Raw genomic sequence first — 12,154 nt, 5'->3', positions numbered from 1 at the left:
TTTCGCCGGGTAGGACTAAGGATTTGGAAACCCCTTTCTGAAAGAGGGGCGGTGATCCCTTCCAGCAGGAATGATACGATCTTGGGGGCGAAACGCATCATCACACGGCCGGCCATCGGCGAAGCGTCCGGGGATGTGTCGCTGTTCGATTCGCCCGACTTCGTGGCGCGGCTGATGCGGGTCGCGCAGCTCTGGCACTATGTGCTGATCGCGCGTTCGCTCGGCTTCTTTGCCTTCGCTTTCTTTCCCGGCCCGTCGCCCTTTCTGGCGTCGCCGCTGCATTGGGCGCCGATGGCAGCGGGATTGCTGTGCGACCTTGCGTTGACGGTGATCGGTCAGGTCGCACGCGGCCGCCGGGTCGCGGCGCTGCCCGACCCGCGGCTGACCGTCCCGCTGTGTCTGGGCCTGCTTGCCGCAGGAAGCCTGCTCACCTCCGCATCGACTTTTGCCGAGATTGCGGCGCCCGATCGCGCCGGCTGGTTCGACGCCGTCCTGGCGATCCAGGCGGGCTCGATCCTCGTCGCCGCCTCGGCCGCGGCGATCGCGCGGCCCGCCTTCTTCGCCTTCGCCGGCGCCAGCGCGCTCGGCGGCGCGCTCGGCGCCGCGTCGTGGCCCTTCGCGGTCGCGGGCCTCGTCTTTCTCGGCCTGCTCATCGTGATGATGCGCGAGGATATCCGGCACCAGCGCCGCGCGACGCGGGCAGCCCGTCTGGCGGTCAGCGAACAGCAGCGCGCGCTGGGCCTCGTGCGCGATTTCGAAAGGGCGGGGCGCGGCTGGTTCTGGGAAACCGACCGCCACGGCCAGCTCGTCTATATCTCGCCGACGGTCGCGGCGAAGCTCGGCCGGCCGCTCGGCGACCTGCTCGGCCGGCCCTTCACCGACATCATCCGCCGCCGGCTCGGCAACGATGAAAGCGAAGAACGCACGCTAGGCTTCAGCCTGTCGTCGCGCACGCCGTTCAAGGAACTGACGGTGCAGGCGGCGGTGCCGGGCGAGGAGCGCTGGTGGTCGATCTCGGGCAATCCGATCAGCAACGAACTCGGCAATTTCCAGGGATTCCGCGGCAGCGGTACCGACCTGACCGAGATGAAGCGGTCGGAGCGCGAGATCAACCAGCTCGCGCGCTACGATACGCTCACCGGGCTAGCCAACCGGCGGCATATCGCCGACCTGCTCGAACGCGCGCTCCGCAATCACGTTGGCCAGCCTCAGCCCTGCGCGCTGCTGCTGATGGACCTCGATCGTTTCAAGGCGGTCAACGACACGCTGGGCCATCCGGTCGGCGATCAGCTTCTGCAGCAGGTGGCGGGGCGGCTGACCCAGATCGTCGGCGACAGGGGGCAGGTCGGCCGTCTGGGCGGCGACGAGTTCCAGATCGTGCTGCCGCAGATGGTCCAGCCCGAAAAGCTCGCCGGCATCGCCAACGCGATCATCCTCAGCCTCGCCAAGCCCTTCGCCATCGAGGGTGAGCAGGTGCGCATCGGATCGTCGATCGGCATCGCGGTGTCGGAAGGGCGGGGCATTTCCGCCTCGTCGCTCGTCCGCAACGCCGACCTTGCGCTCTATGCCGCGAAGGACGCGGGGCGCGGCGTCTATCGTTTCTATGCCGACGCGATGCACGATCAGGCGAGCGAGCGGAAAGCGATCGAGGATTCGCTGCGCGAGGCGCTGGCGCGCGACGAACTGGCGCTGTTCTATCAGCCGATCGTCGACGTGAAGAGCGAGCGCATCTCGGGCTTCGAGGCGCTGATCCGCTGGCGCCGCGACACGGGAAATGTCGTCAGCCCGTCGAAATTCATCCCCATCGCCGAGGATTCGAACCTGATCGTCCCGATCGGCGAATGGATCATCCGCACCGCATGCGACACGATCGCGCGCCTTGGCCCCGATTATCGCGTTGCGGTCAACGTATCGCCGCGGCAATTCGCCAATGAAAAGCTGCCCGCGACGGTGATGAGCGCGCTGTCGGCATCTGGCATTCGCCCCGAACAGCTCGAACTGGAAATCACCGAGGGGATATTCCTCGACGAAAGCCCCGAGAATCTGGAGATGTTCCAGCGGCTCAAGCGCACCGGCGTGCGCCTTGCGCTCGATGATTTCGGCACCGGCTATTCGGCGCTCGGCTATCTGAAGAAAGCGCCGTTCGACAAGATCAAGATCGACCAGAGCTTCGTGCTCGGCGCCGCCGACAAGAGCAGCATGAATGCGGCGATCATCGCGTCGATCGTCAGCCTCGCCGATGCGCTGGGCATGGAAACGACCGCGGAGGGCGTCGAGACGCACGATGACCTCGCGCTGATCCGCGGCCTCGGATGCAGCCATGTCCAAGGCTATATCTATGGCAAGCCGATGGATGTCGACGAGGTGCTCGCACTTCTCGATGCCGGAGGCGGACAGGTCGTCGCGCAGGGGTTCAAGAGCGTGCGGGAGACGCGGCTGCGGACCTTCCGCACCATTCGCGTCCACAGCGGCGGCCATGATTACGACGCCATCGTCCGCAATGTCTCGTCACGCGGCGCGCTGGTCGAGGGACTGTGGAACGTACCCGAAGGAACGCCGCTGACCCTCGAATTCGGCCCCGACCTGACGATCGAGGCCGAAGCGCGCTGGTCGGATGCGAATCGCGTCGGCGTCCGCTTCGCCGAAGCGGTCGAGACCGCGCGGTTGATCGGTCAGCCGCGCCCGGCGAGTGACGGATCGGGACGGATCGAGCGCGCGGCCTGACCGCCGGTCAGCCGGCGATCCGCCCGCGCGTCATCACCCAATCGACCTTTTCGAGCGTCGTCACGTCGCTCAGCGGATCGCCCGACACGGCGATCATGTCGGCCGACATGCCGGGGGCGAGGCGGCCGATCTCATTCTCCATCGACAACAGGCGCGCGGCGACGGTGGTCGCGCTTGCCAGCGCCTCGCGCGGCGTCAGGCCATGCTCGACGAGCAGCGCGAACTCGTGGGTATTGCGTCCATGCTCGAAAACGCCGGCGTCGGTGCCGAAGGCGATCGGAACGCCCAGCGCTTTCGCGCGCGCCATCGCCTTGCCGACGTCGTTCAGCGTCATCCGCACCTTCGCTTCGACCGTCGGCGTATAGATGCCCTTGCCGAGCCGCTCGCGGATACCCTCGAACGCCATCAGCGTCGGGACCATATAGGTGCCCTTCGCCTTCATGACCTTCAGCGCCGCCTCGTCGGCGAAGGTGCCGTGCTCGATGCTGTCGATTCCCGCGGCGGCCGCCGATTCGATGCCGCGCGCGCCGTGCGCATGCGCCATCACCTTCAATCCGAGCGAATGCGCCGTTTCGGCGATGCTCTCCATCTCGGCATTCGAGAAATGCGCGCCGAGCCCGCGGCCCTGCTGCGACAGCACGCCGCCCGTCGCGGTGATCTTGATGACATCGGCGCCCGCTCGCGACGCCTTGCGGACCTTTTCGGCGCACTCGACCGCGCCGGTGCAGGTGTAGCCCTGGTCGAGCACCGCGTGGATATCCTCGCGGAAGCCGGTGACGTCGCCATGTCCGCCGATGATCGCGAGCGCCGGACCGGCGGCGACGATACGCGGCCCCTCGATCAGGCCTTCGGCGGTGCCGCGGCGCAGCGCGAAGGCGGTATATTGCGCCGATCCCGCCTCGCGGACGGTGGTGAAGCCGGCGCGCAGCGTGATCCGCGCATTCTTTTCGCCGACCACGACGCCCCATTCGTCAGGCTCGACGGCTTCCGAGCGATAATCGCCGCCGGGATCGCCGGTCAGGTGGACGTGCAGGTCGATCAGGCCGGGAAGCAAGGTCTTGTCGCCGAGGTCGACGATCTCGGCACCCGCGGGCGCGTCGACGCGGCCGGGCGCGATCGAGGTGATGTGGTCGTCGGTGACGATGACGGTCGACGGTCCCTGCGCCGGCTGGGTGACGTCGGTGATGACATGGCCGGCATAGATGAAGGTGGTCTTGGCGATGGCGGCGCTGCTCATCAGCGCGCATGTCGCTGCGGCGACCAGGCCCAGTTTGCGCATAGTGTTTCCCCTGTCTTTCCGGCCGTGACGACGCGGCGCGATAATGGGGAATGCGCATAAAAGAAGGGCCGGCGCAAGAGCCGGCCCTTCAGGGAGCTTCCGGTAACCGAAAGGAATATTACCAGAAGAAGTCGTAGATGACGTCGACCACTTCGCCCGAATAGGTATCGACGAGCAGCGCGTCGTCATAATAGCGGACCCAGCGGTAGGGGCCGTAGGCGGGCGGCAGGCGATAATAGCCGGGATCGTTGATCCAGTAGCGCTGGCCGTAGAACAGCGATCCGAGCGTGAAGCCGATGCTGAACCGGGTGTAGCTGCGTCCGCGATACGGATTGTAATAGCGCGGCATCCGGTAATAGCTGCGGTTGCGATCGCGATAGCTGCGCCAGTCGTAGCGGCGATCGTCGCGCCAGCTGCGGTTCCAGTTGTTGCCGGACCGGTTGTCGCGGTAGCGGCGGTCGGCGACGCGATTGCGGTCGTTCCGCCGGTCGATGCGATTGTCGTTACGGCGGTCCCAACGGCGGTCGACAGTGCCGCTGCGATTGCGGTCCGAGCGACGGTCGACCTGCCCGTTGCGGTTGCGGTCCCACTGGCGATCGGTGCGGCTGTCACGGCTCCGGTCATAGGTGGTGCCGCGCTGACGCTGCGTGTCGCTCCGCGGTGTTTCGGTGCGCTGCTGCGGGCGCTGCCATTGCTGGCGTTGCTGCTGCTGCGGACGTTGCTGTTGCCCGTTCCAGCGCTGGCTACGCTCGGCGCGCGGCTGAACCGGCTGTTGCTGGCGCATCTGCGGGCGCGGGGCCTGCTGACGCTGGCCGCGCGCTTCGCTGCGGGGACCGGCACTACGCGCGCCGCGATCGCCGCCGCTACCGCGCTGGCTCCACTGATGGCCGTCGCGCGCCTGCGCGGCTGCGGGGGCGATGGGGGTCAGCATCGTCGCGGCGATCAGCAACCCTCCGATCCAATTCTTCATCTCGCCATTCTCCAATTCATGTCCCGCATGCTGGAGGGGCCAGCCGGGAAGATGAATCGAAAGTTACCGCGGACAAGATGAGTCACCGCTGAACCGTGATGTTGCCTGCGGTTCAGCTTGCGGGTCAGCGTCCCGGCGGAGGACGCAGCGCGGGAACGGCGCGCGCCGCATCCTCGGGCCGGATGCCGGGGGGCGGCGCCGCGGCGATCCGTTCCTCCCCGCGCAGCACCCGTCCGGCGAGGCGGATCGCGGCGCGGATGCGCGGATAGGTGCCGCAGCGGCAGATGTTGGTCATCGCCGCGTCGATCTCCGCATCGCCGGGGTTGCTGTTCTTGCGGAGCAGCGCCGCGGCGGTCATGATCATTCCCGACTGGCAAAAGCCGCATTGCGGCACCTGCTCGGCGACCCAGGCCTGCTGGACCGGGTGGCTGCGATCGCGCGACAGGCCTTCGATGGTGGTGACGAAGCGCCCTTCGCATTCGGCGATGGTGACCAGGCAGCTGCGGATCGCCTCGCCGTCGATGTCGACGGTGCAGGCGCCGCAATCACCGGTGCCGCAGCCATATTTGGTCCCGGTCAGGTTCGACGCATCGCGCAGCGCCCACAGCAGGGGCGTTTCGGGGTCCATGCGATATTCGACCGGACGGTCGTTGACCGAGAATTTCGTCATGCGATCCGCAATAGCGAAAGGTGCGGATTAGTCACGCCAGCTCGTGTCGATCCTGTCGACCTTGCGCACCATCGCGTCGAATTCGGCCTTGCCGGCGCCGCCCGGAATCTGCGCCTGGTAAAGGTCGCGCTGGTGGACCTTCACGACATCGTCGCCGATCAGCACCGGCTGGCCCATGCTCATCGTCGCGAGCTGGATTTCGCACGCGCGCTGGAGCGCCCAATATTTGATGAACGCCTCGGGCAGGCTGCGGCCCATCACGACGGGGCCGTGATTCTTCAGCATCAGGATGCGCTTGTCGCCCAGATGCTCGAGCAGGCGCTCGCCCTCCTCCTCGCGCACCGTGATGCCCTCGAAGTCGTGATAGGCGATCTGGCCCATATAGTTGCAGGCATAGAAATTGGTCGGCTGCAGTCCGCCTTCGAGCGAGCAGACCGCCATCGTCGCGGTGGTGTGGGTGTGGATGATCGCATGCGCGTCGGGCAGCGCGCGGTGGAACAGGCTGTGCTGGACGAAACCCGCCTTGTTGACGTGCCACGGATTGTCGGCGTCGACCTTGTTGCCGTCGATGTCGATCTTGATCAGGCTCGACGCGGTGACCTCGCTGAAATGCATGCCATAGGGGTTGATCAGATAGCTGCCGTCCTCGTCGGGCAGCTTCACCGTGATGTGGTTGAAGATCATCTCGTCCCAGCCCATCATCGCGAAGATGCGGTAACAGGCGGCGAGTTCCTGCCGCGCCGTCCACTCGGCTTCGCTGTACTTGCTGTTGCGCTTGAGCTGGGTCGCCATGGCCTGATCCTCTTTCTGCTTTGGGTTTCGTCCTGCTACCTATGCCACAGGCGCGGGGCGGGGCACAATCCCGGCTGCGCGCGAACCGCGGCCGGTCCGCCGCGTCGGGGCTTGCATTTCGGCGCGAATCTCTTTAGGGGCGCTGCATCCGAACGTCGCGGTGTCGCGGCGCTCTTTTTATTGCCCGAATATCGGCGGTCACGGCATACCGGCATTCTATCCGGCGCCAGAACCGTTTGGACGAACAGGAGACGACACGGCGTATGCAGATCATCGTTCGCGACAATAATGTCGACCAGGCCCTTCGCGCGCTCAAGAAGAAGCTGCAGCGGGAGGGTGTGTATCGCGAGATGAAGCTGCGCCGTCACTATGAAAAGCCCAGCGAGAAGCGCGCGCGCGAACGCGCCGCCGCCGTCCGCCGCGCCCGCAAGATGGAGCGCAAGCGGATGGAACGCGACGGCATCAAGTAAGTCCGTTTCCCGTCCGGGATCCTGATTCGAGAAAAGGGCGCTGCGGCAACGCGGCGCCCTTTTTCGTTGGGCGCGACATGCGATGGGCGCACGAGCCTGTGTTGCCTCCTGAACTTGTCCGGTGATCATTCCTTTCCAACACATAGCCGTTCCCCGGCGAAAGCCGGGGTCCACGCGAGGTTGCACGACGCCATCTGGACCCCGGCTTTCGCCGGGGTGCAAGCCCGCGCTTGTCCGAGGGCATATACGCCAACTTGTCAGCATGGCCGGTGCATAAGCGACGCATATTGCCTCTGGACCCTTCCGCGTCGCTCCGCCTATAGGCGACGCGATATTTTCGCCCCGACACCGGGGCAGGGGAAGGACGAAACGATGAGCGTGACTGCGGTTCCATTGCGCCCGGTGAGCAAGGGCGGGCTCTGGCTGTTGTGGATCGGGCTGGCGGTGCTGCTCGCGGTCGGCACGGCCTTCGCCTTCTCCACGACGCCGCGCATCGGCTTCGAGGTGGTGAAGGCGGGCACCGGCCCCAGCCCGACGATCAGCGATGTCGTGCTCGTCAAATATGAGGGCAAGCTCGACGACGGAACCGTCTTCGATTCGAACGAGCAGGCGCCGATGCAGGTGGCGCAGGTCGTCCCCGGCTTTTCCGAGGCGCTGACCCGCATGCAGAAGGGCGGCAAGTACAAGATCAGCATCCCGCCCGCGCTCGGGTACGGCGACCGCGCCGTCGGGCCGATTCCCGCGAACAGCACACTGCATTTCGACGTTGAACTGATCGACTTCCGCACCGAGGCCGAAGTGCGCGCGATGCAGCAGATGATGCAGCAGCAACAGATGATGCAGCAGGGCGGTGCCCCCGGCGCCCCGGCCCCCGCGCCGCAGCAGTAAGGCGCGGCCGGGCCCGTTCGGGACGGCGAATGCGCACCGCCGGGGCGGGCTTAGCGAGCGTGTAATATTATTCCAAAGTATACAAAGGTCACGCTACGTACCCCCCGGACAATCCGGCTCCGGGCGGCGTGGATCGATTCGGTCGTCTGATGCCGACCGGATTTCACCATTCTCGTTTCTTACTTCGTCGTTCCCGCGAAAGCGGGAACCCAGGGAAAGGTAAGCCGACGTCCGCTCTGGATCCCCGCTTTCGCGGGGATGACAAGATGGAAGTGTGTGGAATCCATCCCCAAGGCCATTTCAGCGATTGCGGATTTGGCCACGCTGTCCCCGGTAACGAAAGTGCGTCGGCGTCGTGTGACGTTTCGCGCCCCGCGTCCGCGGGAGCGATGGCTATTCATTCCCATAGACTCGCGCTTCAGGAGCCCGTCGCCGCCTTCTTGTTACCGGCCTGCGAGCCGGCATTGCGCTCCGCCTCGCGTTCGAGCGCGACCTTGATCATCGCGACGATCGGGTCGGCGAGGAACAGGCCGAGGATGCCGAGCAGCGTGCCGAGCAGGATCTGCGCCGCCAGCACCAGCGCGGGCGCGAGGTCGACCGTCTGTTTCGCGACCATCGGGACGATCAGATAGCCGTCGACCGTCTGGACGAAAAAATAGATGGCGATCGCCCACAGCCCGGTATCGACGCCCGCCGAAAAGCCGACGAGGACGAGCAGCACGCCCGAGACAATCGCGCCGATGTTGGGAATGAAGGCGAGCAAGCCGGTCAGCAGACCCATCAGGACCGCCATCGGAATGCCGACCGCCAGGCAGGCGAGCCATGTCCCGATCCCTTCGACCACCATGCCGAGCAGCCGCCCCGCCATCAGCCGGCGCAGGGTGAAACCCATGCGTGCGGTGGTGATGTAGAAATCCTCGCGCGCCTTCATCGGCAGCATCCACGCCACACCGCGTTCGTAGAGCCGCGGCTCGATCGCGAGGAAGATGCCGAGCACCATGATCATCACCAGGCTGGTGAGCGCGCCGAAGACGGTGCCTAGCGCCGCGGTGACGCGCCCGACGGTTCCGGCCAGATTGTCGGTGACCGTCTTGGTGTCGATCTCCAGATTGCCCATGCCGTGCTCGCTCGCCCAGGCAGCGACGCGGTCGATCTGCGCCATCACCACCTGCTGCAACGCGGCGGCCTGGTCGGCGATCTGCGAGCCTGCGAACAGGATCGCCCACGCCATGAAGGCGACGATGCCGAGGCAGACGATCAGCAGTCGCCAGCCGCGCGCGATCGGCAGCACGCGGCCGAGCAGGCGCGCGCCGCCGTCTAGCATCGATGCCATCACGATCCCCGCGAAGATCAGCAGGATCGGCTGGATCAGGATGATGCAGGCGCCGATCAGCAGGGCGAGACCGAGCCAGACGCTGGCCTTGAGCATTTCGGTGCGGACAAGCTGGTTGCGGATATCGGTGGGGCCGGGGGCTTCGCCCCGAGTCTTGCTGTCCGCCATGCCCGTCACTCCCTGTTTGCGCTGCCGTCACGCTCGGGCCGCAGGTTGGTTCCGGCGCGCCCCGATCGAAGCGCGGTGAACCAGCTCAGCGGATTATACCATTTCGCGGTGCCGTCGGTCGAAAAGCTGATGATCTCGGCGCGGCCGGCGATCGTTTCGAACGGCACCGGGCCGCCGAGGCCCTTCATGCTGCTCGGCACGCGGCTGTCGGCGCTGCCGTCGCGATTGTCGCCCATCAGGAACAGATGGTCGGCCGGCACCTTGATCGGCCCGAAATCGTCGGTGACATAGCCGGGGCCCATGTCGATCGTGTCGAAGGTGGCGCCGCCGGGCAGCGTTTCGCGCACGATCGGCAGTTCGAGCACCGGCCGGCCCGCCGCATCGCGCGCCGCGAAACGGCCGAGGCCGCTGTCGGGGCCGGGCAGGTTGGGGTCGACCGCGATCGACAGCATCGGCTGGATTTCGCGCTTCACCGGCTTGCCGTTGATGATCAGCGCACCGCCGCGCAGTTCGATCGTGTCGCCGGGCAGGCCGATGACCCGCTTGATATAGTCGATCCGCGTCTCGGGATGCTCGAGGACGACGATGTCGCCGCGCGCGGGCAGGGCCGCGAACCAGCGGCCCTCTGTCCGGGGGGCGAGGTGGAAGCTGGCCGAGGCGTAGGACCAGCCATAGGGATATTTGCTGACGATCAGGCGGTCGCCATTGCGCAGCACCGGCATCATCGAATCGGACGGGATATAGAAAGGCTTGGCGACGCAGCTGTGGATGCCGAGCACGAGCAGCAGGATCACCGCGATGTCGCGGACCAGCTTGCCCCAGCTTCCTTCGTCCTTGCTATGCGCTTTCGTCATGCTCGGTCCTTGATCGCCTCGATGATGACGAAGGCCTGCGCCCAGGGATGGTCGTCGGTCAGCGTCAGGTGGATATGCACGTCATGCCCCGGCGGCACCATTTCGGCGAGCCGCGCCGCCGCGCCGCCGGTGAGCGCCAGCGTCGGCGCGCCCGACGCCGCGTTGACGACGCCGATGTCCTTCATGAACACGCCGCGCTTGAAGCCGGTGCCGACGGCTTTCGAGAAAGCCTCCTTGGCCGCGAAGCGCTTGGCATAGGTGCCGGCGCGGGTGAAGGGACGGCGCGCCGCCTTGGCGCGCTCGATGTCGGTGAAGACGCGCCTTTCGAAGCGCTCGCCGAAGCGGTCGAGCGACGCCTGGATGCGTTCTATGCTGCACAGGTCGGAGCCGAGGCCGATGATCATGACGACCCCGGCGGGCCGTCATTACGAGGAGCCGAAGGCGACGCGGCAATGACGGTGGTCATCATCCTATCCCCGTGCCTCGTCCATCAGTTCGCGCATCCGGCGCACCGCGCTTTCGAGCCCGGTGAAGATCGCCTCGCCGATCAGATAGTGCCCGATGTTGAGTTCGGCGATCTGCGGGATCGCGGCGACGGGGACGACATTGTCATAGGTCAGGCCGTGGCCCGCGTGCGGTTCGATGCCGTTCTTCCACGCGAGCGCCGCGGCGTCGGCGAGGCGGCGAAGCTCGATGGCGCGCGCCTCGCCCTCGGCATGGGCATAGCGGCCGGTGTGGAATTCGACCACCGGCGCCCTGAGCCGCATCGCCGCCTCGATCTGGCGCGCGTCGGGTTCGATGAACAGGCTGACGCGAATCCCCGCGTCGCCCAGCCGCGCGACGATCGGCGCGAGATGATTATGCTGCCCCGCCGCGTCTAGCCCGCCCTCGGTCGTGCGCTCCTCGCGCTTTTCGGGAACGATGCAGGCGGCGTGCGGCGCGTGGCGCAGCGCGATGGCGAGCATCTCCTCGGTCGCGGCCATTTCGAGATTGAGCGGCAGGTCGGTCGCGGTCTGGATGCGTGCGAGGTCGTCGTCGCGGATGTGGCGCCGGTCCTCGCGCAGATGCGCGGTGATGCCGTCGCCGCCGACCGCCGCGACGATCTGCGCCGCGCGCACCGGATCGGGATGGTCGCCGCCGCGTGCGTTGCGGATCGTCGCGACATGGTCGATGTTGACGCCGAGACGCAGGCGGCCGGACCGGGACGCGCTCAATTCGCGCGGCTCCCCGGCTTGATCGCCGGCGTTTCCGCCAGTTCGGGCGGCAGGTCGTCGGCGGCATAGGTCGGGAAATTGATCGCGACGAGCGGATAGAAGGGAACGCCGAGGTCGATGTTGCTTCCCGCCGAGCGGTCGACCAGCGCCGCTTCGGCCAGCACTTCGCCGCCCGCCGCGCGCACCGCCTCCATCGCCTCGCGCGACGACAGGCCGGTGGTGACCACGTCCTCGACCATCAGCACCTTCGTGCCGGGGGCGATGGCGAAGCCGCGGCGCAGTTCGAAGGTGCCGGTCGGACGCTCGACGAAGATCGCGGGCTTGCCCAGCGCGCGGCCCATCTCGTGGCCGATGATGACGCCGCCCATCGCCGGCGACACGACGAGGTCGGTCGCCTGCCGCAGCTCGCGCGGCAGCTTGGCCGCGAGCGCGGAGGCAAGCCGCCCGGCGCGCTCGCTATTCATCAGGACGCGGGCGCATTGCAGATAATATTCGCTGTGGCGGCCGGAGGAGAGGAGGAAATGCCCCTGCAACAGCGCGTCGGCAGCGCGGAACTCGGCCAGTATTTCGTCGTCTGTCATGGGAGAACGGTCTTTTCTTCCTGTTGTCCCGCTTTTTTCGAAGCGGGTTGGGGTCGCCAAGATTTGCGAGCCGCAAAATAGTGTTAGAGATGCTTGAGGCAAGCGGCAAGCGGGTCTATAGCGCCCGCGAGATTCAGCCCGTTCGTTGGCATCGGCGATCCGCGATCCGCGGTCGGATGGGACGAGGCTGGATATCGGGAACAATATAGGC

At 66.5% G+C, this 12,154-nt stretch carries 12 protein-coding genes; 3 read left to right on the top strand and 9 right to left on the bottom strand.

Annotated elements, in window-relative coordinates:
- Positions 1–81: 81 nt before the first annotated feature.
- On the top strand, positions 82–2,724 hold the full coding sequence (locus tag C3E99_RS10565; protein WP_076076189.1) for an EAL domain-containing protein: 2,643 nt from the start codon (positions 82–84) through the stop codon (positions 2,722–2,724).
- A gap of 7 nt (positions 2,725–2,731) precedes the next feature.
- Here the strand turns inward: C3E99_RS10565 and C3E99_RS10560 are convergent, their stop codons facing one another.
- The 4 genes from C3E99_RS10560 to C3E99_RS10545 form a co-directional block, all read right to left on the bottom strand.
- Positions 2,732–4,003, bottom strand: a complete 1,272-nt coding sequence (locus C3E99_RS10560) for a metal-dependent hydrolase family protein (RefSeq protein ID WP_076076187.1) — start codon at positions 4,001–4,003, stop codon at positions 2,732–2,734.
- 118 nt (positions 4,004–4,121) lie between these two features.
- Complete coding sequence (locus C3E99_RS10555) at positions 4,122–4,973, bottom strand: RcnB family protein (RefSeq protein WP_076078008.1); 852 nt, start codon at positions 4,971–4,973, stop codon at positions 4,122–4,124.
- Positions 4,974–5,097: 124 nt separating this feature from the next.
- On the bottom strand, positions 5,098–5,643 hold the full coding sequence (locus C3E99_RS10550; RefSeq protein WP_067108905.1) for a (2Fe-2S)-binding protein: 546 nt from the start codon (positions 5,641–5,643) through the stop codon (positions 5,098–5,100).
- Positions 5,644–5,670: 27 nt separating this feature from the next.
- Complete coding sequence (locus C3E99_RS10545; RefSeq protein ID WP_076076186.1) at positions 5,671–6,435, bottom strand: class II aldolase/adducin family protein; 765 nt, start codon at positions 6,433–6,435, stop codon at positions 5,671–5,673.
- A gap of 263 nt (positions 6,436–6,698) precedes the next feature.
- Between C3E99_RS10545 and rpsU the strand changes: the two genes are divergently transcribed.
- Positions 6,699–6,905 carry a 30S ribosomal protein S21 gene (rpsU, locus tag C3E99_RS10540; RefSeq protein ID WP_003047635.1) on the top strand — a complete coding sequence of 69 codons (207 nt, stop codon included), beginning with the start codon at positions 6,699–6,701 and terminating at the stop codon, positions 6,903–6,905.
- Positions 6,906–7,277: 372 nt separating this feature from the next.
- Positions 7,278–7,793: an FKBP-type peptidyl-prolyl cis-trans isomerase gene (locus C3E99_RS10535; protein WP_104959772.1), complete on the top strand. Its 516-nt coding sequence runs from the start codon at positions 7,278–7,280 to the stop codon at positions 7,791–7,793.
- Positions 7,794–8,211: 418 nt separating this feature from the next.
- Here the strand turns inward: C3E99_RS10535 and C3E99_RS10530 are convergent, their stop codons facing one another.
- The 5 genes from C3E99_RS10530 to pyrE form a co-directional block, all read right to left on the bottom strand.
- A complete protein-coding gene (locus C3E99_RS10530; RefSeq protein WP_067108896.1) occupies positions 8,212–9,294 on the bottom strand; it encodes an AI-2E family transporter in 1,083 nt (360 codons plus the stop codon).
- Positions 9,295–9,299: 5 nt separating this feature from the next.
- On the bottom strand, positions 9,300–10,148 hold the full coding sequence (lepB, locus tag C3E99_RS10525; RefSeq protein ID WP_067108893.1) for a signal peptidase I: 849 nt from the start codon (positions 10,146–10,148) through the stop codon (positions 9,300–9,302).
- The gene (acpS, locus tag C3E99_RS10520) at positions 10,145–10,552 is read right to left on the bottom strand and encodes a holo-ACP synthase (RefSeq protein ID WP_067108890.1); all 408 of its coding nucleotides are present in this window, start codon (positions 10,550–10,552) and stop codon (positions 10,145–10,147) included. Before acpS ends, lepB begins: the two co-directional genes overlap by 4 nt.
- A gap of 66 nt (positions 10,553–10,618) precedes the next feature.
- Positions 10,619–11,362, bottom strand: a complete 744-nt coding sequence (locus C3E99_RS10515; protein ID WP_076076183.1) for a pyridoxine 5'-phosphate synthase — start codon at positions 11,360–11,362, stop codon at positions 10,619–10,621.
- Positions 11,359–11,943 (bottom strand): orotate phosphoribosyltransferase, encoded by a 585-nt coding sequence (gene pyrE / locus C3E99_RS10510; RefSeq protein WP_067108887.1) that lies wholly within the window; start codon positions 11,941–11,943, stop codon positions 11,359–11,361. The genes C3E99_RS10515 and pyrE overlap by 4 nt, the downstream gene beginning before the upstream one ends.
- Between the last annotated feature and the right edge of the window lie 211 nt (positions 11,944–12,154).

Source organism: Sphingopyxis sp. MG, assembly GCF_002953155.1.
In the GTDB taxonomy this organism is placed as follows: Bacteria; Pseudomonadota; Alphaproteobacteria; order Sphingomonadales; family Sphingomonadaceae; genus Sphingopyxis; species Sphingopyxis granuli.
The sequence above is the reverse complement of the archived record's forward strand: the minus strand, read 5'-3'. Positions and strand labels throughout refer to the sequence as shown.